Consider the following 23020-nt stretch of genomic DNA (forward strand, 5'->3'; position numbering starts at 1 on the left):
TCAGTACTTCGACGACACGGACCGGGGCGCGCCTTCAGTAGAGCACCGGAAATTATCGGCGGGAACGATTCCCAGTGGTGGAACCACGGAAAATTCGCAAGGTTCCAAGGACTCCCGTCATGCGGTTCCAGTTGCAAACCTGGCCAATACTGAGGCTACGAAAGGGAATTGCCGTGACCCCCTCCGGATCGACCCTCCCGCGACGCATGCTGGCACGACAGCTTCGCGAGCTCCGAGAGAATTCAGGCGTCAGCGCGGAATGCGCCCGCCAGGCGATAGGCGTTGCCAAGCAAACACTCTGGCGGATGGAAACCGGGCAACCCGTCCGGCTGAATCCGCTGTTCATCGAGCGGCTGTGCGCGGTATACGACGCGCGCGAAGACGTGACGCGCATGCTGCTCGGACTGGCGGAAGAGTCGCATCGCACCGGGTGGTGGCGTGCGTACGGGGATGCCATTCCGAAGCATTTCGATGTGTTCGTCGGTTTGGCGGAAGCGGCGCGGCGGATTATTTCGTATCAGACGGTGCTGTTGCCTGGATTGTTGCAGACCGATGCCTATCGGCGGGTAATGACCAGGGTGGAATCACCCGCAATGGCCGCCTCCGAAGTGGAACTGCGCGTCGAACTGTTCACTCGGCGCAAGGCCCGGCTGACCGATGCCGACAACCCGTTGACCATCGAGGCCATCATGGACGAATGCGTCCTACGCCGAGCGATCGGCGGCCCGGCGGTGATGGCCGATCAGCTCGCTCACCTTGCCCGAATTGGCGAGCTGCCGAACGTTTCGGTGCGGGTGATCCCGCTCGGCGCAGAGGCCTACGCCGGACTTGCCGTTGGACCGTTCGTGCTCCTCGAATTCCCAACACACCCCACGGCGCATCTCACCGAGCCGCCGATCGTCTACCTGCAAAACCACACCAACGCGCTGTACCTAGACAAATCCGACGAGGTCCAGCAATACCAGCAAGCCCACGCCGCCCTACAGCGCTCCGCATTGAACGAACCCCAAAGCCGCACACTCATCCGCAAGATCGCCAAAGACTACACCCCCTGAACACGCCCCACTCCGGTTGGTAACCAACGACTTAACGTACGAAACGCGCTCCTGACGCAGGTTGCAGCATGCGTCAGGAGCATGCAACGTACGTCAAGTCGGCTTGGGGTCAGCTGGCTTGGCTGTGTGGGGTTCGGTTGTTGGCTGGGTCGTTTACCCAGGCTCCGATCCAGGAATGGCTTGCTGCTTCTTCTTCGGGGTGGGGGTGTTGGTCGTTTATGTTGTCTGGTAGGTACATTCGGAGGACGGGGGCTGTTTGGTCGGCGGTGGCCAGGGCGAAATCCGGGTGTGGCGTGGTGATTGGGGTTGGTGCGGGTTCGTTGTCTTCGGGCTTGTCTTCGGCGGGGGTGGGGCGGCCGTCCAGCAGGTTGAGGGCTAGGGCGCACAGCACAATGACTGTGCCGCCGAGGATTCCGCTCCAGGTGGGCATCTGGCCGAAGAAGAACAATCCGAACAGCAGGCCCCACACGCATTCGACGGTGAGCATGTTGCCGCTGAGCACCGGGTCCACGCGCTCGAACGAATAATTGATGAGAAAGACATTCAGTACACTCAGCACACCGGCGAGACCGACTGCGGCCCACAGCATTACCGCTGATGTGTGCGCTGGAATATCCGGCAGACTGTCTCCTTGCACAACGGAAGTCAGCACAACGCCAACGGCGCCGACGCCGAGGGTCAACGCGGTGAGCTCGTGATTGTTCAAAGTGCCGTCGTGCCAACCCCGTCCGAGATAACCCAACGACATTGCCACCATGGCGACCAGCGCGATCAGGTTGCCGTAGTTGAGCGAGCTCGCGGCATTTCCGCCGAATCCCGACAGGATCGCGACACCGACGGCGGAGCCGCCGACGAACACCACCCGGACGGCGGAGACGCGCACGCTACGCAACAGCATCCCGAGCGCGGAGACCAGCGGGAGGGCGGCGATGAACGAAATGTCGCTCACCGCCGTCATTCCCGCGGCTTTGGAAAATAATGTGGTCCCTACTACGTACAGCAGGACAGTGCGTCCGACGATCACGCACCATTCCCGCATGCGGGTCCGGAGGATGATGCGCCAGCGGATCCACCGACTGAATACGACTATCGCGATGAAGAACGCCAGGCCCGTGCGAAGATAGACCTGTTGGGCGGGAGTGAAACCGTTACCGAGATAGCGTGACAGCACCGTGAGCATGGCGAAAGACGCGGTTAACAGGACCAGCGCTCCGATACCGCGCAGGTCAGTTGACTGTCTGCTTTGTACGATCGCGGACCCGTTGATGTCGCTCACATTACCGATATGACCGACACCCGGAACCGTACTCCCGGGTATTTTTTACGTGATTCGCCGCAGCTACAACGGTATGGGGCTAAACAAGTCCCGCTGCGGCGTCACGTGCCCGTGCGTGCCTCAGTTACATGTGGCATTTCGACTAGGCGGAACCCCCTGCGGCATGGTGTAACCGGACATGCCGCCGGTCTGGCCGGCACTGGCAGCGCCGCCCGCGGGCCAGCCAACCGGCTAGCACCCACGCGGCGGCCAATACCGTCACTGCCACGGTGTTCATTGCCGAGGCGCAGGTCACGAAGGTGGCCAGCGCGGTCACCGCAGTCGCGATAGGCGTCATTACGTGCACCATCTTGTGGGCGAATGACACGGGGTCATCCTCGTCGGCGGTGCATTCCGGGTTCGCCAGGACCCTACCGACGATGACGATTCTTCTCATGCCCCTAGGGTGCCGCTGATCGCCGCGACCGGCCATAGATTGCCCCGCCCTTGCGCGCCAGGCGTGCAGAACGCGATGTTTATGGACGAAGGACCAGGACGCGGATACGGTCGTAAGCACGGACAACGCAGATCGTCATGCGTGTTCGGGTAGTGGAACAGCAGTGATCTGGAGATGTTGTGAGCGAGCGACAGCGAGCGAACCGACAACACAGTGCGCTCTCGCGCATGACGGAACCGAGCGCCAGCGAGGTGCAGTCATGAGCGAGCGACAGCGAGCGAACAGACAACACGAAGCGCTCTCGCGCGTAAAGAACTCGGGCTAGCAGGGTGAGCCATGAGTATGCGTGAGCGAGCAAACCGACAACACAGTGCACCTTCGCGCACGAGGGAGCTCAGGGCTAGCAGGGTGAGCCGTGAGCGAGCGAATCGAGGACATAGTGCGCCCTCGCGCATGACCGAGCTCAGGGCTAGCAGGGTGAGCCATGGGTGAGCATGCGCGAGCGAACCAACACGATGCGCCTTCGCGCACGACCGGACTCGGGGCTAGCAGGGTCAGCACGAGTCCGCGTGAGCGAGCGAAACCGCAGTACAGCGCGTCTTGGCGCGGCGCACCGACCGACAACACAGCGTGCGTTCGCGTATTGCTGAGGTGAGGGCAGCAAGGGGGAATTGAATGAACGGGCCGCACAGCATCGCGTGCGGAAGGAGGGTGGTCCGCGAATACGAGGCCGCCGGTGGATCGACATGGGACCAGGTACACGCGGTCCGGTCGCATTGCGGCGTCTCGTTGCTGCGCGCCCATCGCATCGCGTACGGGTTCACGCTCGTCGATGTCGCGCACCGATTGCAGGAAATCGTCACAGCCGACGGCTCGTCGTGCCGCGGGCTGTCGCATCAGAGCGTGTCGCGCTGGGAAACCGGCTTGGACATGCCGTCGTATCAGTTCCTCGACGCCTTGTGTCAGTTGTACCGCACCCGGCCGGACCGGCTCGGTTTCGGACATGATTACACCGACGACGATCCCGCGCCGGCACCACTGCCGAGCCGCCTGATCGTCACCCCCGCTGGCCAGGTCGGCTCCACCGCGCGAGATACCGTGCGCGCGTTGGAAGAAGGCCTCGAACTGAGCGGCTATCTCGTATACGTCCAGCCCCCTTCGGAATACATTCCGGCGCGGATGCGCGATCTGGCCCAGGTCCAGCAGGTGAAGCTGACCGACCACTCCGCGGATCTGCGCAGGCGGCTGCACCGCATCGAGGCAATTATCGCGGGGCTCATCGCCTTTCGGCTCAACGATGTCGCCGATCTGCACGACACCTTCATGTGGTTCGCCAAGGCGCGCCGCGCCGCAAGGCAGGCCGGCGACCCGACGCTCGAGGCCTGGCTGGCCGGACACATGGCGCACACCCACGAGTGCTATCGGCATGCCCTCGATCAGGGTTTGACCGCGGCCCGTTCGGCGCAGGCGGCCAGCGGCCGCGGCCCGACGGCGGCCGGCGTGTTCGGGCTGCTGGCCGAGGCGGGCATCCAGGCCAGAATCGGGCGGCGCCGGGACGCGTTGGAGGCGGTCAACAAGGCGGACCGGATGTTCGCCGCACTGCCCGACACGGCGACGACCGACGACAATCTCGGCACCTCCGAATACATTCTGCGCTGGCATCAATCGCATGCGCTGAGTTCGATCGGTGACTGGCGGGCGGCCGAGTCGATCCGTGATCGCATGCTCGAATTGCCGATGGCCGAGAAGGATCAGGTCGGCCGTGCGCTGCTCGATCTCGACATGGCCACGTTGTGGACCCGGCAGGGCGAGCTGGACCATGCGCGCGAACAGATTCGGCAGGTCTGGCAGTCGCTGCCGCCGGAACTGCGGGTGGGTCAGGTTCGCCGGAATGTGTCGCAACTCGTGGTTGGACTGCCACAAGGTATGCGGGACAACATCATCGAGCGGTGACCTCGATCAGGACACGACTCGATGCCTCAGGGGTGTGGCAAATGGGAGCGCTGATCGTAGACCAGTAGGCGGTAACCGTCGGCGGTGCGCTGCCAGCTGGTGATCGAGCCATTGCCCGCGAGACCGGCTTCGGCGAGAGCGAGAACCTCTGTGTCGGTGAGGTTTTCGAGAAGTTGGCGAAGGAACAGGACGATCGCGTCGTGCGCCACGATCAGCACTCGGCGGTGTCGGTGGTCGGCTGCCAGGTCGGCGGCAACGTAGCGCAGGCGGTCGGCGACGTCCCTGAACGATTCGCCGCCGGGTGGCCGATAGCCGAGCGGGTCGCGGGCTTCCTTCGCGGCTTCCTCGGGGAAGTTCTTCCGCACAGCGGCGGGCGATAGGCGTTCGTGTTCGCCGCGGTGCCGGTCGTAGACGCGCTGATCGATGCGGTGGTCCGGCAGATCACGATTCGCCGCCCGCAATTGCTGCTCGATGAGCTGCCAGGTCTGCACGGCTCGCAGGTACGGCGAGCACAACACCAGGTCAGGCAACATTTCCGCGTCGAGGGCGGCGAACCACCGGCCGACAGCGGTCGCCTGCCGCCTGCCAAGATCGGTCAGGGCGACAGTCATGTCGTCGGCCCACGCCATGGGTGCGTTCGCGGCGACAGCCGCGTTCGCGGTGCTCTGGCCGTGCCGCACCGCATACAGCAGGTCGACGGTTCCGGTACGACAAGACTCGGGGGCGTCGACGGATCAGTCCTCGAGGTGGGCGGGCAGGTTCTGATTTGCCAGGAAATCCAGTGCGGTGTCGGCGATTTCGCGCCAGCCGCGGTCGACGGGCATGGAGTGGCCGCGATCGGGGAAGACGACGAGCTCGGTGCTGCCGGGGTTTTTGCGCTGGATCTTGTACTCGGCGCGGACTGTCGCTTCCGGGACAAGGCGATCGCGGTCGCCCGCAAGCATCAGCAGGGGGCCACGGGCACGCTTGGTGTCGACGCCGGCTTCGCTGTTCGGCGCGAAGTTGGCCAGGCCCGCCTGGAACAGGGGGCGGGCGGGAGCGGGGATGCCGTGGGTGGCGAACAGTTTGTCCGATTCTTCGCGGGGGATCGCGTTGGCGAAGGCGCGGTGGTAGCTCTCCGGCGTATGCGACCACGTTTTACCGCGCAGCCAAGGCTTGCTCAGCACCGGCAGCACACTCGCGACCTGGGCCAACGGCAAGGTCAGCACGCCGCGGAACTGGGCGGGATTGATCGCGACGCATCCGCTGGCCGAACCCGAACCGAGCAACTTCTGGGCGATCAGCCCGCCGAAGGAATGTCCGATGACGACGGGCGGCATCGGCAGGTCGGCGATGAACTTCGCATAATGCTCGGTGACCTCGCCGATGCCGCGATTGTTGAGTGCGCCGGGGTTCTTACGGGTGGCGTCGGCGGTTGCGGCATCGCCAGGCCAGCCGGGTGCGAACGTCTGATAGCCCGCACGGTCGAACGTGTCGAGCCATGCGCCCCAACTGCTGCTGTGCATCCATAGACCGTGGATGAACACAACCGGACGGCGTGCGGTGGGATTCGACACGAAAACCTCCTAGGACGGCGCTGTACGGGAGCTGCGCGACGCGGCGGGCAGTGAATTCGTCAGTCAGCGGCTCGAAGCGGTCCGGACCAGCTGACGCGTCCGGACAGCAGACACCGCACGACCTCAATGATCGCGCGGCGCTGGGGTTTTCGTAACCCGTTCGGCCCGGCGCTCGCGCACCGCGTACGGGCGGTCTCCCCGCGAGTGGCATCGGCCGGCGGGAAGGGTTTTCGACTAGTCGCAGACCCTGGCTTGCTTGCCGGCGAGTGCGTCCAAGCCGAGCATCGCCAATAGGGACTGGCAATCGTCGGCATTTTGTGAATAGCTGGCTACGGTGCGTGCGGCCACCGCGCTCTGTCGCGCAGTTTCGGCCTTTTCATTTGCCCGCGCCTCGGCGAATTCGCCCGGTTCGTGGATGAGGGTGATGTGTCGTGCCGGGGACATGAATCTCCTTGGGGGTTGATCGAAGCCTACAAGGCGGGCTCGCTCCGCGACAGCCGAACCGACCCAGCAGTTCGCTGAACAGGCTCGGTCGGGCGGCGTAGAGCTGGCAACCGAGTCGCCGGTGCGGCGCGTCGGCCGGGGTCAGCTGCCGCACTCGCCCCGGTGGTGAGGCGGTTACGGAGCAGGCGAGCCCACTTGACGCCTGCGGCGATCGGCGACAGGTCCGGCTGCCACAAGCCGGGTGCGTGATGAGCGTTGCGTCACACACCAACGCCTACGAGTCGCGCGGTACTCCCCGCGCCCTGACCGAGCGCGCATGACCTACGCGTCAGGGGACAAGGAGCTGACGGACTACGCCGTCGGCCAGGAGCCGGCCTCGGTCGGTGAGGATGAGGTGGTCCGCCGCGCGGGTGGCCAGGCCGTCGGCGATGACTCGGTCGGCGGCGGCAAGCCCGGCGGGATCGAGGTCGGTGAGGGGCAGGCCGGTGCGGAGGCGGACGGCGAGCATGACGCGTTCGGTGTAGCGCTCGTCGGCGGTGAGGGTTTCCCACCCTGCCGCGGGAAGACCGCCGAGCGTGACGCGGTCGGCGTAGCGGGCGGGGTGTTTGATGTTCCACCAGCGGACGCCGCCGACGTGGCTGTGTGCGCCGGGGCCTGCGCCGAGCCAGTCACCGCCGTCCCAGTAGCCGAGGTTGTGCCGGCAGGCCGCGGCTTCGCTTGCGGCCCAATTGGATACCTCGTACCAGGTCAGGCCCGCGGCGGCGAGGCGGCCGTCGATGCGTTCGTAGCGGGCGGCGAGCACGTCGTCGTCGGGGGCGGGGAGTTCGCCCCGGCGGACGCGGCGGGCCAGCGCGGTGCCGTCTTCGACGATCAGCGAGTAGGCGGACACGTGGTCGACGCCCGCGGCGAGTACGGCGTCGAGGCTGGCGTCGAGATCGCTGTCGCCTTCGCCCGGGGTGCCGTAGATGAGGTCGAGATTCACGTGGTCGAACCCGGCGGCGCGGGCTTCCTTCGCGGCGGCGACGGCACGGCCGGGGGTGTGCGTGCGGTCGAGCACCTTCAGCACGTGGGCGGCGGCTGATTGCATGCCGAGGGAGATCCGGGTGAACCCGGCCGCGCGGAGGCGCTCGAAGAATTCGGGTGCGGTGGATTCCGGGTTGGACTCGGTGGTCACCTCGGCGTCGGCGGCCAGGGTGAAGTTCGCGCGCACGGCGTCGAGCACCGCGGACAGCCCGTCGCCACCGAGCAGTGAGGGGGTGCCGCCGCCGACAAATACCGTCGCCACCTCGGGTGTCGCGGTCGGCAGCGCCGCGAACCGCTGTGCCGCCGTTGCCAACTCGCCCCGCAGCGCTTCGAGCCAGGACTGCGGCGACGCGGAGGTCCCAAGTTCACCCGCCGTGTAGGTGTTGAAATCGCAGTATCCGCACCGTGTCGCACAGAACGGCACGTGCACGTAGATCCCGAACGGACCGCCCCCGAAGTCACCGAGCACCGGTTCCGACATCTCGGTGCCGACAGGGATAGCCGCAGGTGAACTCACCCCTCTAGTGTGCAGGTCCGCTGCCACTGACCCGCACCCGCGCTGGACAAACGACCACCGGGAACGCCGGCCTAGTTCAAACGTGGCGCGGCTCACTTCGACAGGGTCGGCTGCATCAACCGCCGCCCGCGCGGAATGATCTATGACTGGCGTCACAAATCAGGTCAACGGTCCAGGGGATTTCCCGCAAAAGTGCGGAAAATACGGACACCCCGTCGGAAGGCGGCCGCTGACGTGGCACAATAGGCTGCATGCGCGCATCGGGAGTACGACTTGTGGCACGTCGCCACGTCGACTACAAGCGCGTCTGTAGTGCCTGCTGTCTGACCGAATCCCCTCGGTAGCTCAGCGACGCCCATCCCCGGGTCCTTTTGGCCCGGCGAATCTTCGACTTCATCGGTCCGCTGACACCGCAGGTGCGAGTCAGCCCCTCGCGCCTCCAGCACGGATTCCCATACCCCCGCAGGAGCGACCCCATGACGTCGAGTACCGACGCCGGTCCTACCGACCAGTCCGGCCCCGAATCCCGGCCAGGTCACCACACGCGGCCCGACCGGCCCGCCTCCGAGCGCCGCGTCCGTCCCGACCGCCCACGCGCCGAAGCCGCGACAGCGCCGCGCGCCCGCAGCACCAAGCCGGTGCGCCGTAAGGCGGAGGGCCAGTGGGCACTCGGCTATCGCGAACCGCTGAACCCGAACGAGCAGTCCAAGAAGGACGACAACCCGCTCAACGTCCGCGCCCGGATCGAGAACATCTACTCGAAGCAGGGCTTCGACAGCATCGACAAGGGCGATCTGCGCGGCCGGTTCCGCTGGTGGGGTCTCTACACCCAGCGCGAGCAGGGCTACGACGGCAGCTGGACCGGCGACGAGAACCTCGACCTGCTCGAGGCCAAGTACTTCATGATGCGCATCCGCTGCGACGCGGGCGCGTTGAGCGTCGAGCAACTGCGCACCCTCGGCCAGATCTCCACCGAGTTCGGCCGCGACACCGCGGACCTGTCCGACCGGGAAAACGTGCAGTACCACTGGATCGAGGTGGAGAACGTCCCCGAGATCTGGAAGCGGATCGAGGCGGTCGGGCTCAAGACCACCGAGGCGTGCGGCGACTGCCCGCGCGTGGTGCTCGGTTCGCCGCTGGCCGGTGAGTCGCTGACCGAGGTCATCGATCCGACGTCGGCGATCGATGAGATCGTGCGCCGCTACATCGGCAAGCCGGAGTACTCCAACCTGCCGCGCAAGTTCAAGACCGCGATCTCGGGTCAGCAGGACGTGGTGCACGAGATCAACGACGTCGCGTTCGTCGGTGTTAACCATCCCGAGCACGGACCCGGCCTTGACCTGTGGGTCGGCGGCGGTCTGTCCACGAATCCGATGCTGGCACAGCGGGTCGGCGCGTGGGTGCCGCTGGACGAGGTGCCGGACGTGTGGGAGGCCGTGGTATCGCTGTACCGCGACTACGGCTACCGCCGCCTGCGCACCAAGGCGCGGCTGAAGTTCCTGGTCAAGGATTGGGGCATCGAGAAGTTCCGCGAGGTGCTCGAGGAGAAGTACCTGAAGCGCAAGCTGATCGACGGCCCCGCGCCGGAGCAGGTGACCAAGCCGATCGACCACGTCGGCGTGCAGAAGCTGAAGAACGGGCTCAACGCGGTCGGCTTCTCCCCCATCGCGGGCCGGGTCTCGGGCACCATCCTGACCAAGGTCGCCGACGCGGTGGCGCGGATCGGGTCGGACCGGATCCGGTTCACGCCGTATCAGAAGCTGATCGTGCTCGACGTGGCCGACGACAAGGTCGACGCGCTGATCGACGAGTTGGCACCCCTTGGGCTGCAAGCCCGTCCGTCGCTGTGGCGGCGAAACCTGATGGCCTGCTCGGGAATCGAGTTCTGCAAGCTGTCCTTCGCCGAGACGCGCAAGCGGTCGCAGGTGCTGGTGCCCGAACTCGAGGAGCGGCTCGCGGATCTCAATGCGCAGCTGGACATTCCGGTCACCATCAACATCAACGGCTGCCCGAACTCGTGCGCCAGGTCGCAGGTCGCCGACATCGGGTTCAAGGGTCAGCTGGTCGACGACGGCAGCGGGAATCACGTGGAGGGCTTCCAGGTTCACCTGGGTGGCAGCCTCGGCTTCGACAGCGCCTTCGGACGCAAGCTGCGTCAGCACAAGGTGACCAGCGACGAGCTCGGTGACTACATCGAGCGGGTGGTGCGCAACTTCATCAAGCACCGCGAGGACGGCGAACGGTTCGCCCAGTGGGCCGTTCGTGCCGAAGAGGCCGATCTGAAATGAGCCTCGCTTGTGCCGGGCATCCGATGGGAGATCAACTGTGACAACCGAACTGGTGACGAAGCTGGCCGAGGACGAGCTCAGGGCGCTCGCGGAAAAAGGCGCCGCCGACCTCGGGACGGACGCGTCCGCGCTCGATCTGCTCCGGTGGACCGAGGACAATTTCGGGTCCGGCTACATCGTCGCCTCGAACATGCAGGACGGCGTGCTGGTGCACCTCGCCGCGCAGGTCCATGCGGGCGTCGACGTGCTGTTTCTGGACACTGGCTACCACTTCGCCGAGACCATGGGCACCCGGGACGCCGTCGAGGCGGTGTACGGGGTGAATGTGATCGACGTCCGGCCGGAACACAGTGTCGCCGAACAGGATCAGCTGCTCGGCAAAGACCTGTTCGGGCGCGATCCGGGCGAGTGCTGCAGGCTGCGCAAGGTGGTTCCGCTGAAGCGGTCGCTGGCCGGGTACAACGCGTGGGTCACCGGCATCCGCCGGGTCGAGTCGCCGACCAGGGCCAACGCGCCGCTCATCTCGTTCGACGAGGGATTCGGGCTGGTGAAGATCAATCCGATCGCCGCCTGGTCCGACGACGAGATGCAGGACTACATCGAAAAGCACGGCATTCTCGTCAATCCCCTTGTCGAGGAGGGGTATCCGTCGATCGGCTGCGCGCCGTGCACGCGGAAGCCGGAGCCGGGAGCCGATCCACGCAGCGGGCGTTGGGCCGGCCTCGCCAAGACCGAATGCGGGTTGCACACCGCCTGACCGAGTCAGGCCCGCCTACGTGACTACGTAGGGCCCTCGGGCAGGCAGATTGGATACAGCATGACGGAGACCATCGTGAGTGAACTGCTAGACGAGTCCTCGAATACCACCGAACGTGCTTTCGGCATTACCGAATTCGACACTCTTGCCGCGCTGGAGTCGGAGTCGATCCACATCTTCCGCGAGGTGGCGGGGGAATTCGAGCGGCCGGTGATTCTGTTCTCCGGCGGCAAGGATTCCACGGTGCTGCTGCACCTGGCACTCAAGGCCTTCTGGCCCGCGCCGCTGCCGTTCTCGCTGCTGCACGTCGATACCGGGCACAATCTGCCCGAGGTACTGGAATTCCGGGACAAGATCGTCGAGCGGTACGGGCTGCGGCTGCATGTCGCCAAGGTGGAGGATTACCTCGCCGACGGCAGGCTCACCGAGCGGCCGGACGGCATCCGCAACCCACTGCAGACCGTTCCGCTGCTGGACGCGATCAGCGAGCATCGCTTCGACGCGGTGTTCGGTGGCGGCCGCCGCGACGAGGAGCGGTCCCGCGCGAAGGAGCGAATCTTCTCGCTGCGCAACGCCTTCGGGCAGTGGGACCCGAAGCGGCAGCGGCCCGAACTGTGGAACCTGTACAACGGGCGGCACGCGCCGGGCGAGCATGTGCGGGTATTCCCGTTGAGCAACTGGACCGAGCTGGACATCTGGCGCTATATCGCCCGTGAGGACATCGATCTGGCGCGCATCTACTACGCGCACCAGCGTCCGGTGTATCAGCGGGACGGCATGTGGATGACGCCGGGCGTATGGGGCGGGCCGAGGGAAGACGAGGTACTGGAAACGCTTTCGGTGCGGTACCGCACCGTCGGCGACGGATCGTCCACCGGTGCCGTGCTTTCCGATGCGGCCGACAACGCGTCGATTCTCGCCGAGGTTGCCGCGTCCCGACTGACCGAACGTGGTGCTACCCGCGGTGACGACCGGGTGTCGGAAGCCGCGATGGAAGACCGTAAGCGAGAGGGTTATTTCTGATATGTCTGCCGAGTGGAGCTTGCGTAGCGAGCCATCAGCACAGCTATTGAGGCTGGCTACCGCCGGTTCTGTCGACGACGGTAAGTCCACTCTGGTCGGGCGACTGCTGTACGACACGAAATCCGTCCTGGCCGACCAGATCGACGCCGTTACCCGCGCTTCGGTGGACAAAGGGCTTGCCACGCCGGATCTTTCGTTGCTCGTGGACGGGCTGCGCGCGGAGCGTGAGCAAGGCATCACCATCGATGTCGCCTACCGTTATTTCGCTACGCCGCAGCGTTCTTTCGTGCTCGCGGATACGCCGGGGCACGTGCAGTACACGCGGAACACGGTGTCGGGTGCGTCGACCGCGCAGCTGGTGATTCTGCTCGTCGACGCGCGCAAGGGCGTTATCGAGCAGACCCGCAGGCACGCGGCGGTGCTCGCGCTGCTCGGGGTGCCGAAGCTGGTACTCGCGGTGAACAAGATCGACCTGGTCGACGATGCCGAATCCGTGTTCGCGGAGATCTCGGCCGAATTCAACGGGCTCACCAGGACACTCGGCTGGTCCGACGACGACGTGCTGGAGATTCCGGTCTCCGCGCTGCACGGCGACAACATCGCCACCCGCTCGGACAGCACCCCGTACTACCGCGGCCCCTCGCTGATCGAGCACCTCGAATCGGTGCCGGTCGACGCCGACAGCACCGGCAGTCACACACTGGGACTTCGTTTTCCGGTGCAGTACGTGATTCGTCCGCGCACCGCCGACTACCCCGACTACCGCGGCTATGCCGGCCAGATCGCGGCCGGTGCGGTGGCGCCGGGCGACGAAGTGGTGGTGCTACCCTCCGGGATTCGCACCACCGTCGAGCGGATCGACACTCCCGACGGTGAGCTCGCGGTGGCCCAGACCGGGCGCAGCGTCACGCTGATCCTCGCCGACGACGTCGACATTTCCCGCGGCGACATCATCACCTCGGTCGCCGACGCCCCCGAGCCCATCGACACCTTCGATGCCACCGTCTGCTGGCTCGGCGACAAGCCGCTGCACCCCGGCGCCCGCCTGCTGCTCAAGCACGGCACCCGCACCACCCAGGCCATCGTCGGCAGCCTGCTCGAGCGCTTCGACGAACAGCGCCTGATTGCCGCCCCCAACCCGGAAGCCCTGGCGCTCAACGACATCGGCCGCATCTCGCTGCGCGTCGCCGAGCCCATCGCGGTCGACGACTACCGAGTAAACCGGCACACCGGCAGCTTCCTGCTCATCGACCCGGCCGGCGGCAACACTCTCGCCGCCGGCCTCGTCGGCGACGTGCTGTCGGCCGTCGAGGTCGGCACCGGAGTCTGACATGGCGATCCCGTTCAGCACCGCGACGCGGCCCGTCGCCGCAGCCGCGGTGCCGGGCAGGGAGTCGCATGCAACCGCGGCGATCGGCGTCGCCGATACGCCTGCGAGGGATACGGTCTCGCCGCGCGAGGTCGCGCCAGCGACTTCGCGCATCGCGACGCGGCCCGTCTTCCAGACGCCGGTCACGCCGCCCGCGGTGCTGAATATCGTTGGTGCGCCGATGGACGTTGCGCCGGTGCGCAACCGTCCTGCGCTGATCGCGGTGGCGCATGGGAGTCGGGACCCACGGTCGGCAGCTACTGTGGCGGCGGTGGCGGCTGGGCTAGCGGCGGCGCGGCCGGGGTTCGATGTCCGGTTGGCGTTTCTCGATCTCAATGCGCCTTCGGTCGAGCAAGTTGTGGATGTTGTTGCGGCGCAGGGACATACACATGCGGTAGTCGTGCCGCTGTTGCTGGGTAATGCTTTCCATGCTCGGGTGGATCTGCCCGGGCTGCTAGCCGCGGCGCATGCCCGGCGTCCGCAGTTGCGGTTGACCCAGGCCGATGTGCTCGGACCTGACGCCCGGTTGGTCGCCGCGCTGCGCGATCGGGTGTCCGAAGCGTCGGCCGCGTTCGCCCCAGTGGGTCGCTTAGGTATCGCCGTTGCCGCGGTAGGCTCCTCCTCCCCTGCCGCCAACGCGCGCACCGCCGAGGTGGCCCGCCGCCTCGCCGCACACACCGGTCATCTCACCGAGATCTGCTTCGCCACCACCGAACCAGCACTGCCCCAGGCGTTTTCCCGCCTGCGCACCCGCGGCGCGGAATCCATCCTTGTCGCCCCCTGGTTCCTGGCCCCGGGCTTACTCACCGATCGCCTTGTCGCGGCGGCCCCTGAGGTAATCCACGCCGACGTAATCGGCGCGCACCAGGACCTCACCGACATCGTCTGGAACCGCTACGACGCGGCGATCGCGCAGTCGCTCACGATGTCGGCTTAATCGGGCGCGGGTCACGGCAAGCAGTGGATTCGCGGCGCGAGAAGCCGTCCTACGCGGACACTTTCGAGCCCGAACCGGCAAAAACAGGGCACCGAGCGCACAAAGTGTCCGCAGCGGCCGGGGTATCAGCTCAGTAAGTCGTCGACGATGGCGCGGGCCGTCGCCACGCCCCACTCGTCACCCATCTGGTGCGCGGTATGGGCAGCACCGATCACGGCGGACAGTTCGAAGGCGATCACGTCGGCATTACGTTCGCCGAGGTGCCCCTGCTCCTGGGCACGACGGATTTCGTTGGCCAGAAAGGTGAGGAAGTCGCGGTTGTCCGCCGCGATCGCGTCGCGAATCGGGCCGGGACGGCTGTCGAACTCGGCGATGGTGGCCACTCGGAAGCAGCCGCCGGGAAAGGCGGGCTCGACGACCTGGCTGAACCACCGGTCCACGAGCACACGCAGGCGAGGCATGCCACCGTCCTCGTCCAGGCTCGGCGTGATGACCTGGTCCAGAAACACGTCACGGGCCGCCTTGACCGCGGCCAACTGCAAGCTCTCCTTGCTGCCGAACAAGGTCGCGATGCCACTTTTGCTGAGCCCGAGATCGGCGGCGAGCCTGCCGATACTCACCCCGGTCAGCCCCTCGACGGACGCCACATCGGCGGCATGCCGGGCAATCGACGCCCGGGATCGCGCTCCCTTGGCCAAACGCTGATCGGTGCCTTGCTGCCGACTGGCGGCGGTAGTGGACTCGGACATGGTGCCATTCTTCCACGAAATCCCACGAATACGAACGTACGGTCGTACTTCAATGGTGCAAGCGCACCGGTAAGGCGGTCAAGCCTCGGATGGCGAAGCTCGTCCGCCACTCGGTTTCAGAGCCTGGCGAAAGTTCCAGATCGGGGTAGCGCTCGAGCAATCGCGCCAGCCCGATGCGCCCCTCCATGCGAGCCAGGGGCGCGCCGACGCAGTAGTGGATTCCGTGGCCGAAGGCGAGGTGACCATTGTCGGGCCGGTCGATCTCGATGACTTCCGGATCGGCGAATCTACGGGGATCGCGACCGGTCGCCGCGACGGATAAGACGATCAGCTCGCCGGCGGCAATGTCGATGCCGCCCAGCTTGATCGGGGTGGTCGTATAGCGGAAGGTCGTTTCGCTCGTCGGTGACCGATGCCTGAGCACCTCCTCGATGAATGCCGGAATGTGCGCGGGGTCGTCGCGCAACCGCCGACGAGAGTCGTTGTTGCCCAACAACGTCACCACCGCGTTGCCGATGAGGTTCGCGGCCGTCTCGAAACCGGCGACCAGCAGCACGAGCACCATACTGCGCAGTTCGCGCGACGTGAGCCGATCCCCGTCCCTCTCCGCCACGATGAGCTCGGAGAGCAGGTCAGCGCCCGGTGCGGTGGTCCGCTCGTGGATGAGGTGATCGATGTATGCGATGAACTCGGTGGCGGCCGTCATCCGCTCGCGCGGAGCATGCTCGCCGGACACGATGATCGTCGACCAATGCTGAAATTTCGCACGGTCCCGGTCGGGCACGCCGAGCAGTTCGCAGATCACCGACATCGATAGTGGCACCGCATAGCGGTCCAGTAGGTCCACGACATCATCTGCCGCCGTGGCCATTTCGGTCAGCAACGCGTCGGCGAGCTCGGTGACGCGCGGAGCCAGCCCGCGCACCGTTCGGGTGCCGAACGCTCCGCTGAGCAAGGCCCGCAGCCGGGTGTGCTCGGGTGGGTCATAGAACACCAACATGCTGGCGAAGGGCCCACTTTGGACCTGGTGGGCGGCATTGTTGGCCGCGAGGGCCGACCGTGCGCCGTCGGAGCCGAGGCGCTTGCTGATACCGGGATGCGCGAACGCCTCTTTCACCTCGGCGTAGCCGGTGATCAGCCATCCATTGCTGCCGTCGGGGAACACCACCCGGTTCACCGGCCCGCGGTCACGCAGCGCGCGATAGGCGACATGCGGGTCACGGTAGAAGTCGGGCGTCAACACGAATGGCTCGTCCGCCAATCCGTCGGCGGCAGAGGCGGTTTCGATCTCCATCTAGTGAAGCTATCAGCGTGGCGATTTTCCGGGAGTCAGGGCTGGTAGCGGTCGACGAGTTCGGTGCCGATGCGGGCGAGTTCGGTCTGGACTTCGGGTGGGCCGAGGACTTCGAGAGCGGCGCCCCAGCCCGCCAACTGCTGGGCGAGCATCCAGGCGGTGGGGGCAGTGACCTGGACTCGAATACGGCCGTCGTCGGTGGGGCCGTCGACGACGCAATGTCTGCCCTGCTGGTTGCGCAGGATCGGCAGCAGGCCGGCAGCGATGAGGACGGTCGCCGACGTGGCGGCGCGGCGTTGCTCCAACTCGTCGACTACTTCGTTCCAGGTTGCGGAGAGATCGAAATCGGCCGGCCGGTGGGCGGTTTCGTCGGTGAGTACGGCTTCGGTGATGCGGTCGATGCGGAAGGTGCGCTGGCCGTGCTCGGTTCCGGCGATGAGATACCAGATGGCGTCCTTGTCGACCAGGCCCAACGGGTCGACAAGGCGCTCGGTGTGTTCGCCCTTCTTGCTTGCGTAGCGCAGGCGAACCTTGTTGCGCTGCACCACCGCTCGCTGCAGCAGCGCAACCACCGGTGGCAATTCCCGATCCGCCTGGCCCCATCGGGCCGGATCGATCACCACGGCGTCGGCGGCCACGGCGGCGTCGGTGCGGAAGGGCTTCGGTAGCGCGCCAACCAGTTTGCGCAGCGCCGATTTCACCTCCGGTACCGCGCTGGCCGACGGACCCGCCAGCAGGAACAACGCCCGCGCCTCCCCCGCGGTCAAACCGGTGAGATCGGTGCGCGCGCCACCGACCAGCGACCATCCGCCGCCGCGACCTGGCTGCGGATACACCGGCACCCCCGCCGTCGACAATGCCTCGAGGTCGCGGCGCGCGGTGGCGACCGACGTCTCCAGTTCCGCGGCGATTTCGGCGGCGGTCACCCGTCCGCGTGTCTGCATCATCAGCAGGATCGCCACCAGTCTGTCCGCTCGCATACGCACAATGTTGCCCGAGAAAGTGCTCATTCGGTGAGCACTTTAGGACGGAGGATGGTCTTTACAAGCAAGGTACGAACCGATGAAGGAGCGAAAATGCTGCGAGGAATGGCGACGAGCACGTTCTACGCCGACGATCTGGAGGCCGCGAAGACCTGGTACAGCGAGTTCCTCGGTATCGAGCCGTACTTCACCGTCCCCGGCGGCTACTACGAGTTCCGGATCGGTGACTACCTGGCCGAATTCGGCATCGTCAACCGCGCATACGCACCGGCGGGCGCCCGCAACGCACCGGGCGGCGCCATCGTCAACTGGCACGTCGACGACCTCCAGGCCACCTTCGACCGGCTGCTCGAACTCGGCGCCGAGCAGTACGACCCGATCACCGAACGCGGCGAAGGCACCGGCTTCGTGACCGCCGCCGTGATCGACCCCTTCGGCAATATCCTCGGTCTCATGTCGAACCCGCACTACCTCGACGTGCTCGCCAAAACCGGCCCGGCATAACCTGCAACGGTGACATGGTGCCGGACGGGACTCGTTCGCCCGGCACCATCTCCGGCCGCGCGGCCCGGCCGGTCGCCGCACCGCGCGAGCCGCCGCTGACAGGCAGGCTCTGCCTAGAAGTCGAAGCCGGCGCGCGGATTGGTTCAGATTTCCGCGGCGCGCGGGTAGCGAGGGCGTCGCAGCAATCGGGACGTCATATGATCTGGCCCACATCCGCCGTTGCCCCGCGCACGGCTTCCGGCTTGGTCAGGCTTGGAAGGACACCTATGGTCAGCCGCGCCCGAGCACTACCCGGCGCCCGCACCTCCGACGACGTGACCGATCCAGCGAAGACTCCGGAACTATTGCTGCGCCGCGTCGCCCGCGGCGATGAGCAAGCCTTCGCGGAGCTCTACGACATCGTGGCGGGCTCGGTGCTCGGCATCGTCACCGGTGTGCTGCGCGACCACGCCCAGTCCGAGGTGGTCGCACAGGAGGCGCTGCTGGAGATCTGGCTCGAGGCAGCACAATTCGACGAACACTGCCGCAGCGCCTTGGCCTGGGTGCTGACCATCGCGCACCGGCGCGCCGTCGACCGGGTGCGCTACCAGCACGCCACCATCGAACGGGAAAACCTGGCAGGACAATTGGAGTTGTCCACCGCGGAGCGCGTTTCCCTCGAGCAGCACCCGACCGACTGTGCGGCATGCCGCGGCGAGGTCGACGAGCTGAGCGAAGTCGCCGTCCAGCTGGCCGTCGCCGTGCCGCCGCTGCCCGCGGCGGGCATGAAGGATCGGGTACTGGACGATATCCGGGCGCGTCCGCAGCGACGCCTCGATGACGCGCTCGGGCAGACGCAGTTGTTGCCCGCGCTGGACGCGCTCGGCCGCACCGATATCATGCCCGCCCTGAATGGCTTGTCGGACAACCACTTTCCGCCGACGCGCCGGGGTTGGATCATCCGAGTCTCGGCCGGCGTCGCGGCCGCGGTCGCGGTGGTGGCTGTGCTGATCACCGGGCTCACGCTTGTCGGCGGTGAGCACAGCGGCACCGTGGTCGCCGCGGATCAGGTGCGTGACGCGCGCGACGCTGTCACCAGGAGCGGCGTATTGACGACGGCGGAAGGTGCTGCGACGGCGGTGTTTTCGGCGAGCGCGGGCAAGGTGATCGTCACCGTCACCGGGCTGCCCGCGCCGGACAACGATCATGGCTACCAGCTGTGGACCATCCCGGCCGACGGCACGCCGCGTTCGGCTGGGATGATGCGCGTCTCCGGTGACCGCACCGAGCTGACCGCGGGCCTGCCCCAAGACACCGCGCTGCTCGCGATCACGGCCGAACCGAGTAATGGGTCGGTTCAGCCGACGACACCGATCGTGGCGCGAATTCCGTTGAACTGAGCTATCCAACTGCTGCCCACGCGCCGACCGAAGGCCACCTTCAGCACGTACAACAAACCGAAGGAGCCCTTCGGTCGACCATCGGGGACCGCCTAGCAGGCGCGGCACCAGTCAGGGACGGAACCAACGTTCCAGCACGGTGGCGACGCCGTCTTCCCGGACATCGCCGGTGACCTCGTCGGCCAAGTCTCTGACCTCGGCCGGTGCGTTGGCCATGGCGACGGAATGTGCTGCCCAGCGCAGCATTTCGCGGTCGTTGTAGCCGTCGCCGATGGCGAGAGTGGCGGTGCGTGGCACGCCGAGGGACTGGCGGAGGCGTTCGAGGGCCCAGCCCTTGGAGACGCCTTGGCGGGAGACGGTGAGCCACGGGCCGAATTCGCCGTGCACCCAGCTGGCGCCCGGGACTTGGAGCTCCCGCAGCAGGCTCAGCATTTCCTCCAGCGAGCCCTCGGGCCACCAGCCGTTGAGCCGCGGGGTCGGCTCGCTGCTCAAGGCGGTGTGGTCGACGAGCAGGTATTCGCCGAGCGAGAACCCGCCAGGGCTGACGCCGGTGGCCCAGTAACCGACGCCGACCTTCTCCACGGCGAAGACCATCTCGGGGATCAGCGCCCGCAACGCGACGACCGCGGGCGCCGGATCGAACTCCTGCACCGTCAGCGGTTGCCCCTTGGCGACGTCGACGTGCACCGCACCGTTCGAGCACAGCGCATGCCCTTCGATCAGGCCGAGCTCCGCCAGCACCGGACGAGTGACCAGGACAGTCCGCCCCGTCGTCACCACCACATGCGCACCCGCCGCGACGGCCGCACGCACAGCGGCAACCACGCGCTCGCTCACCGGACTACCGGTGTCGAGCAACGTTCCGTCCACATCCAGCGCTATCAGCCGAGGTCCCCCAGTTGCCACCAGCCCATTGTGCCCCGTCGGCAACGCACCCGCCCGCCGATCAACCGCACCGAGACCGCCACGCACGTCCGATGATTCGGCGTGGTCACCAAGTACGAAGCGCTCACCGCACCGCAAGCAAGGACCGAATGTCCGCCGAACCGCACCCTCTCTCGGGATCCGCACCGACTCTAGGGCCCTGAAGGCGGCACATCACTCTCGTCCTGAATGCTCCGAGCCAGGGTCGTCTTGCCCGCACTCGATGTCCCGTTGAGGAAAATGACTCGGCCAGGGCGATCGGCGCTCCGCATCCGACCACATTATCGAGTCGGCTTCGGACCACCCATGCGGCAGACGCAACCTCGGGCGCAGCGGTCGGGCTAGTGGGCGCCTGTGCCGCCTGTGGAACCGCCAGTGGAGGCGCCGCCGGAGGTCGAGCCACCCGACGTGGACCCGCCCGACGTGGAGCCGCCGGAGGTGCTGCCACCGGCGGAGGTGCCGCTCGAGGTACCACCGGTGGAGGTGCCTCCGGAAGTGCTTCCGCCCGAAGAGGTTCCGGCCGAAGTCGAGCCACTGGAAGAAGTGCTGCCGGATGACGAGGTGTCCGCGGAACCGCCGGTGCTGCCACTGGATGTGGTGCCGCCCGTTGAGGTGTTGCCGGAGGAGGTTTCGCTGGACTCGCCGGCGGATGCGCCTGTGGTTCCGCCGGACGATGTACTGCCCGACGTCGATCCACCTGTGGATTCGGAAGCTGTTGTGCCGGTTGTGGTACCGGTGCCGGGGGTGGTTCCGGTGGCCGGGGTGTCGACTACGCCACCGGTGACTGGAGTACTCGCTGCGGGCGCGGTGGCCGCCGGGTCCGGTATCGCGGGAGCCGAATTGGCTGGGGGCGCAGCAGGTATGGAACCGGGGGCGGTGGCTACGGGTGCGCCGGCGATGGGGGCCGCCGCGGGCAAGCCTGGCGCGGGCTGCCCTGGTTGCGGGATGAGTTGGCCGAAGGGCAAGGGGTTGATGAAGTACGCCGGATCGGCGTAGGTGCCGCCGTGCGATGTTGTAGCGCCTGGCATTCGGGGTTCAGTGTGGGAGCCGGGGCGGGATTCGGCGACGCTGGGGCCGAGCTTGGTCGTGTGGGACGCGGGGGTGATGAACAGGCCGTAGGCCGAGGGCCTCGGCATGGCCGCGCTGGCGGCGAGGGTTCGCGAGGTGGTCCAGCCGGCCGGTGTCGCCACCCAGGCGTCTCGATGACTGGCCAGGTCGGCGCTGGAGTCATAGAGCAGGGTGTCGGTGGTGGGCGCGTCGAGACCGGGGAAATGTTCGAGCACCGGCGACGCGCTGGGGGCAGACGGACTGCCGAAGACCGTCACCGCCGACATAGCGACCGCGGAAACGACAGCGGCACTGGAGAATACGGCTACTCGCGGCGCGTGCTGCTTGCCGCCGGACGCGGCGAGTGCCATGGTCCGCGCGGCCATGAGCGCGGCGCCCGCGGCGACGGTCTGGCCCGGGTCGGCCGAGACCACCAGGGGGCGGCCGAGTTCGGCGAGGGTGCGGGCGACTTCGGCGGGCCGGGAAGCGCCGCCTATCACCAGGATCCGGCTGATGTCGGACAGCGTGAGGTCGGCCGATCGGATCGCGGCGCGCACCACCTCGAGGGTGTCGTGCACGTGCGAGGTGCGCAGGCTGTCGATGTCGACCATCGACAGCGTCGACGTCGGTACGGTCGCGCCTGGCTTGGCGTCGTGGGCGTAGCGCGCGATCATCGCGCCGAGCGGCCGGCCGCCGAAGTCATAGGAGCGCACGGGTTTTCCAACCATCGGATGGTTGTCCCAGTCGGGGCCGACCCGCACGACGGTGACGTCGAGACTGGTCCCGCCGAGGTCGTAGACGAGTACGAAGCCAGGCTCCAGCGGGCCATGTTCGTGCTCCAGCCATTCCGCGGCGGCGACCGGTTCCGGCACCAGCGCAACGTCACTCGCGCCGGACAGGTCGAGCGCCTGCCGCAGCAGCGACACCTCTTTGTCGGAATACGTTGCGGGATAGGTGGCTACGGCACCCGACTCGTCGGCAGCCGCCTCGGCGTCGCGCAGTCCGTTCACCACGGCGGCGACCAGGTTGGCGGGCGACCAGATGCGACCACCGACGATCATCGGCTCCGGATCGCGGCTCAGGTCGGCGAAATCCGTTATGGCCATGCTGAATTGCGGGATGCCCCCGATGCGTAGCCCGCCCGCGCTGTCGAACGTCACCGCGGTGCGTCGACTGCGCACGACGGGCCGGGCTCGTACACCGGTCGCCGAGGCAGTCATAGAGTTCACTGCGCCGATGCTGAAACCCAGACCTGTGGTCATATGCTATCCCGTCAACGTACCGAGACCACGTCCATCACACAGAGATCCATGTGGCCGCGGTCGTCTTCCAAACAGCCAGCACAGATTAGCTGTTCGGCTAGCTGGAAGGATGTGGAATAGATATGAACGGCAAGAGAATGGCGTGAAACGTTTAGCTCGGCACGGCAATGATCCGTATCACCTGGGACTATGCTCCGGCATCAGAATTGTCCAGCCCTCTCGACAGGCGTCGATTCGGTAGCGC

General features: G+C 66.6%; 22 protein-coding genes. 10 read left to right on the forward strand and 12 right to left on the reverse strand.

The features are described from left to right. Positions 1 to 119 precede the first annotated feature (119 nt). Positions 120 to 1055: a helix-turn-helix domain-containing protein gene (locus ACIA8C_RS32830; protein WP_397141448.1), complete on the forward strand. Its 936-nt coding sequence runs from the start codon at positions 120 to 122 to the stop codon at positions 1053 to 1055. Between the two features lie 109 nt (positions 1056 to 1164). Here ACIA8C_RS32830 and ACIA8C_RS32835 read toward each other — a convergent pair whose 3' ends face one another. Together ACIA8C_RS32835 and ACIA8C_RS32840 are read right to left on the reverse strand one after the other, a co-directional pair. Continuing rightward, on the reverse strand, positions 1165 to 2331 hold the full coding sequence (locus ACIA8C_RS32835; protein ID WP_397141450.1) for a DMT family transporter: 1167 nt from the start codon (positions 2329 to 2331) through the stop codon (positions 1165 to 1167). A 142-nt stretch (positions 2332 to 2473) separates the two neighbouring features. Beyond that, on the reverse strand, positions 2474 to 2767 hold the full coding sequence (locus ACIA8C_RS32840) for a hypothetical protein (RefSeq protein ID WP_397141452.1): 294 nt from the start codon (positions 2765 to 2767) through the stop codon (positions 2474 to 2476). A gap of 675 nt (positions 2768 to 3442) precedes the next feature. Between ACIA8C_RS32840 and ACIA8C_RS32845 the strand changes: the two genes are divergently transcribed. After that, positions 3443 to 4720 (forward strand): helix-turn-helix domain-containing protein, encoded by a 1278-nt coding sequence (locus ACIA8C_RS32845; protein WP_397141454.1) that lies wholly within the window; start codon positions 3443 to 3445, stop codon positions 4718 to 4720. A 26-nt stretch (positions 4721 to 4746) separates the two neighbouring features. Here the strand turns inward: ACIA8C_RS32845 and ACIA8C_RS32850 are convergent, their stop codons facing one another. From ACIA8C_RS32850 to hemW, 4 genes are all read right to left on the reverse strand, one after another. Further along, positions 4747 to 5400 carry a histidine phosphatase family protein gene (locus ACIA8C_RS32850; RefSeq protein ID WP_397141456.1) on the reverse strand — a complete coding sequence of 218 codons (654 nt, stop codon included), beginning with the start codon at positions 5398 to 5400 and terminating at the stop codon, positions 4747 to 4749. A gap of 54 nt (positions 5401 to 5454) precedes the next feature. Then, positions 5455 to 6276: an alpha/beta hydrolase gene (locus tag ACIA8C_RS32855; RefSeq protein ID WP_397141458.1), complete on the reverse strand. Its 822-nt coding sequence runs from the start codon at positions 6274 to 6276 to the stop codon at positions 5455 to 5457. Between the two features lie 234 nt (positions 6277 to 6510). Next, positions 6511 to 6720, reverse strand: coding sequence for a hypothetical protein (locus ACIA8C_RS32860; RefSeq protein WP_107654883.1), 210 nt, complete (start codon positions 6718 to 6720; stop codon positions 6511 to 6513). 328 nt (positions 6721 to 7048) lie between these two features. Further along, a complete protein-coding gene (gene hemW / locus ACIA8C_RS32865; RefSeq protein WP_397141705.1) occupies positions 7049 to 8224 on the reverse strand; it encodes a radical SAM family heme chaperone HemW in 1176 nt (391 codons plus the stop codon). Between the two features lie 287 nt (positions 8225 to 8511). Between hemW and ACIA8C_RS32870 the strand changes: the two genes are divergently transcribed. The 6 genes from ACIA8C_RS32870 to ACIA8C_RS32895 all read left to right on the forward strand — a co-directional run bounded on the left by ACIA8C_RS32870 (position 8512) and on the right by ACIA8C_RS32895 (position 14634). After that, the gene (locus ACIA8C_RS32870) at positions 8512 to 8604 is read left to right on the forward strand and encodes an Ms4527A family Cys-rich leader peptide (protein WP_357382870.1); all 93 of its coding nucleotides are present in this window, start codon (positions 8512 to 8514) and stop codon (positions 8602 to 8604) included. 132 nt (positions 8605 to 8736) lie between these two features. Beyond that, complete coding sequence (locus ACIA8C_RS32875) at positions 8737 to 10548, forward strand: nitrite/sulfite reductase (protein ID WP_397141460.1); 1812 nt, start codon at positions 8737 to 8739, stop codon at positions 10546 to 10548. Between the two features lie 37 nt (positions 10549 to 10585). Further along, positions 10586 to 11305 (forward strand): phosphoadenylyl-sulfate reductase, encoded by a 720-nt coding sequence (locus tag ACIA8C_RS32880; protein WP_397141462.1) that lies wholly within the window; start codon positions 10586 to 10588, stop codon positions 11303 to 11305. A gap of 60 nt (positions 11306 to 11365) precedes the next feature. After that, positions 11366 to 12328, forward strand: a complete 963-nt coding sequence (cysD, locus tag ACIA8C_RS32885; RefSeq protein WP_397141464.1) for a sulfate adenylyltransferase subunit CysD — start codon at positions 11366 to 11368, stop codon at positions 12326 to 12328. Between the two features lies 1 nt (position 12329). Beyond that, positions 12330 to 13658, forward strand: coding sequence for a sulfate adenylyltransferase subunit 1 (locus tag ACIA8C_RS32890; RefSeq protein WP_397141466.1), 1329 nt, complete (start codon positions 12330 to 12332; stop codon positions 13656 to 13658). Between the two features lie 220 nt (positions 13659 to 13878). Continuing rightward, entirely contained in the window at positions 13879 to 14634 is a 756-nt protein-coding gene (locus ACIA8C_RS32895; RefSeq protein ID WP_397141706.1) for a sirohydrochlorin chelatase, read from the forward strand. A 125-nt stretch (positions 14635 to 14759) separates the two neighbouring features. On the opposite strand, the gene ACIA8C_RS32900 is transcribed toward ACIA8C_RS32895, so the two are convergent. The 3 genes from ACIA8C_RS32900 to ACIA8C_RS32910 are packed head-to-tail and all read right to left on the reverse strand — an operon-like array spanning position 14760 to position 17657. Beyond that, positions 14760 to 15383, reverse strand: a complete 624-nt coding sequence (locus ACIA8C_RS32900) for a TetR/AcrR family transcriptional regulator (protein ID WP_397141468.1) — start codon at positions 15381 to 15383, stop codon at positions 14760 to 14762. 49 nt (positions 15384 to 15432) lie between these two features. Then, complete coding sequence (locus ACIA8C_RS32905; protein WP_397141470.1) at positions 15433 to 16677, reverse strand: cytochrome P450; 1245 nt, start codon at positions 16675 to 16677, stop codon at positions 15433 to 15435. Between the two features lie 35 nt (positions 16678 to 16712). Beyond that, positions 16713 to 17657 (reverse strand): helix-turn-helix transcriptional regulator, encoded by a 945-nt coding sequence (locus ACIA8C_RS32910; protein ID WP_397141472.1) that lies wholly within the window; start codon positions 17655 to 17657, stop codon positions 16713 to 16715. A gap of 96 nt (positions 17658 to 17753) precedes the next feature. Here ACIA8C_RS32910 and ACIA8C_RS32915 point away from each other — a divergent pair, with 96 nt between their 5' ends. Beyond that, the gene (locus ACIA8C_RS32915) at positions 17754 to 18164 is read left to right on the forward strand and encodes a VOC family protein (RefSeq protein ID WP_397141474.1); all 411 of its coding nucleotides are present in this window, start codon (positions 17754 to 17756) and stop codon (positions 18162 to 18164) included. Between the two features lie 266 nt (positions 18165 to 18430). Beyond that, on the forward strand, positions 18431 to 19543 hold the full coding sequence (locus ACIA8C_RS32920) for an anti-sigma factor domain-containing protein (protein ID WP_397141476.1): 1113 nt from the start codon (positions 18431 to 18433) through the stop codon (positions 19541 to 19543). A 111-nt stretch (positions 19544 to 19654) separates the two neighbouring features. Here the strand turns inward: ACIA8C_RS32920 and ACIA8C_RS32925 are convergent, their stop codons facing one another. The 3 genes from ACIA8C_RS32925 to ACIA8C_RS32935 form a co-directional block, all read right to left on the reverse strand. After that, positions 19655 to 20449, reverse strand: coding sequence for an HAD family hydrolase (locus ACIA8C_RS32925; RefSeq protein WP_397141478.1), 795 nt, complete (start codon positions 20447 to 20449; stop codon positions 19655 to 19657). A gap of 170 nt (positions 20450 to 20619) precedes the next feature. Continuing rightward, positions 20620 to 20739, reverse strand: a complete 120-nt coding sequence (locus tag ACIA8C_RS32930) for a hypothetical protein (protein ID WP_397141480.1) — start codon at positions 20737 to 20739, stop codon at positions 20620 to 20622. 69 nt (positions 20740 to 20808) lie between these two features. Further along, positions 20809 to 22734, reverse strand: a complete 1926-nt coding sequence (locus ACIA8C_RS32935) for an Hsp70 family protein (RefSeq protein ID WP_397141708.1) — start codon at positions 22732 to 22734, stop codon at positions 20809 to 20811. Positions 22735 to 23020: the final 286 nt, after the last annotated feature.

The organism is Nocardia sp. NPDC051321 (assembly GCF_044455225.1).
In the GTDB taxonomy this organism is placed as follows: domain Bacteria; phylum Actinomycetota; class Actinomycetes; order Mycobacteriales; family Mycobacteriaceae; genus Nocardia.

Coding starts and splice junctions, on each gene's coding strand:
- ACIA8C_RS32830 (WP_397141448.1), top strand. CDS start 120: ATGCGGTTCCAGTTGCAAACCTGGCCAATACTGAGGCTACGAAAGGGA.
- ACIA8C_RS32840 (WP_397141452.1), bottom strand. CDS start 2,767: ATGAGAAGAATCGTCATCGTCGGTAGGGTCCTGGCGAACCCGGAATGC.
- ACIA8C_RS32845 (WP_397141454.1), top strand. CDS start 3,443: ATGAACGGGCCGCACAGCATCGCGTGCGGAAGGAGGGTGGTCCGCGAA.
- ACIA8C_RS32860 (WP_107654883.1), bottom strand. CDS start 6,720: ATGTCCCCGGCACGACACATCACCCTCATCCACGAACCGGGCGAATTC.
- hemW (WP_397141705.1), bottom strand. CDS start 8,224: ATGTCGGAACCGGTGCTCGGTGACTTCGGGGGCGGTCCGTTCGGGATC.
- ACIA8C_RS32870 (WP_357382870.1), top strand. CDS start 8,512: ATGCGCGCATCGGGAGTACGACTTGTGGCACGTCGCCACGTCGACTAC.
- ACIA8C_RS32875 (WP_397141460.1), top strand. CDS start 8,737: ATGACGTCGAGTACCGACGCCGGTCCTACCGACCAGTCCGGCCCCGAA.
- cysD (WP_397141464.1), top strand. CDS start 11,366: ATGACGGAGACCATCGTGAGTGAACTGCTAGACGAGTCCTCGAATACC.
- ACIA8C_RS32890 (WP_397141466.1), top strand. CDS start 12,330: ATGTCTGCCGAGTGGAGCTTGCGTAGCGAGCCATCAGCACAGCTATTG.
- ACIA8C_RS32895 (WP_397141706.1), top strand. CDS start 13,879: ATGGACGTTGCGCCGGTGCGCAACCGTCCTGCGCTGATCGCGGTGGCG.
- ACIA8C_RS32900 (WP_397141468.1), bottom strand. CDS start 15,383: ATGTCCGAGTCCACTACCGCCGCCAGTCGGCAGCAAGGCACCGATCAG.
- ACIA8C_RS32905 (WP_397141470.1), bottom strand. CDS start 16,677: ATGGAGATCGAAACCGCCTCTGCCGCCGACGGATTGGCGGACGAGCCA.
- ACIA8C_RS32910 (WP_397141472.1), bottom strand. CDS start 17,657: ATGCGAGCGGACAGACTGGTGGCGATCCTGCTGATGATGCAGACACGC.
- ACIA8C_RS32915 (WP_397141474.1), top strand. CDS start 17,754: ATGCTGCGAGGAATGGCGACGAGCACGTTCTACGCCGACGATCTGGAG.
- ACIA8C_RS32920 (WP_397141476.1), top strand. CDS start 18,431: ATGGTCAGCCGCGCCCGAGCACTACCCGGCGCCCGCACCTCCGACGAC.
- ACIA8C_RS32930 (WP_397141480.1), bottom strand. CDS start 20,739: ATGCGGAGCGCCGATCGCCCTGGCCGAGTCATTTTCCTCAACGGGACA.
- ACIA8C_RS32935 (WP_397141708.1), bottom strand. CDS start 22,734: ATGACTGCCTCGGCGACCGGTGTACGAGCCCGGCCCGTCGTGCGCAGT.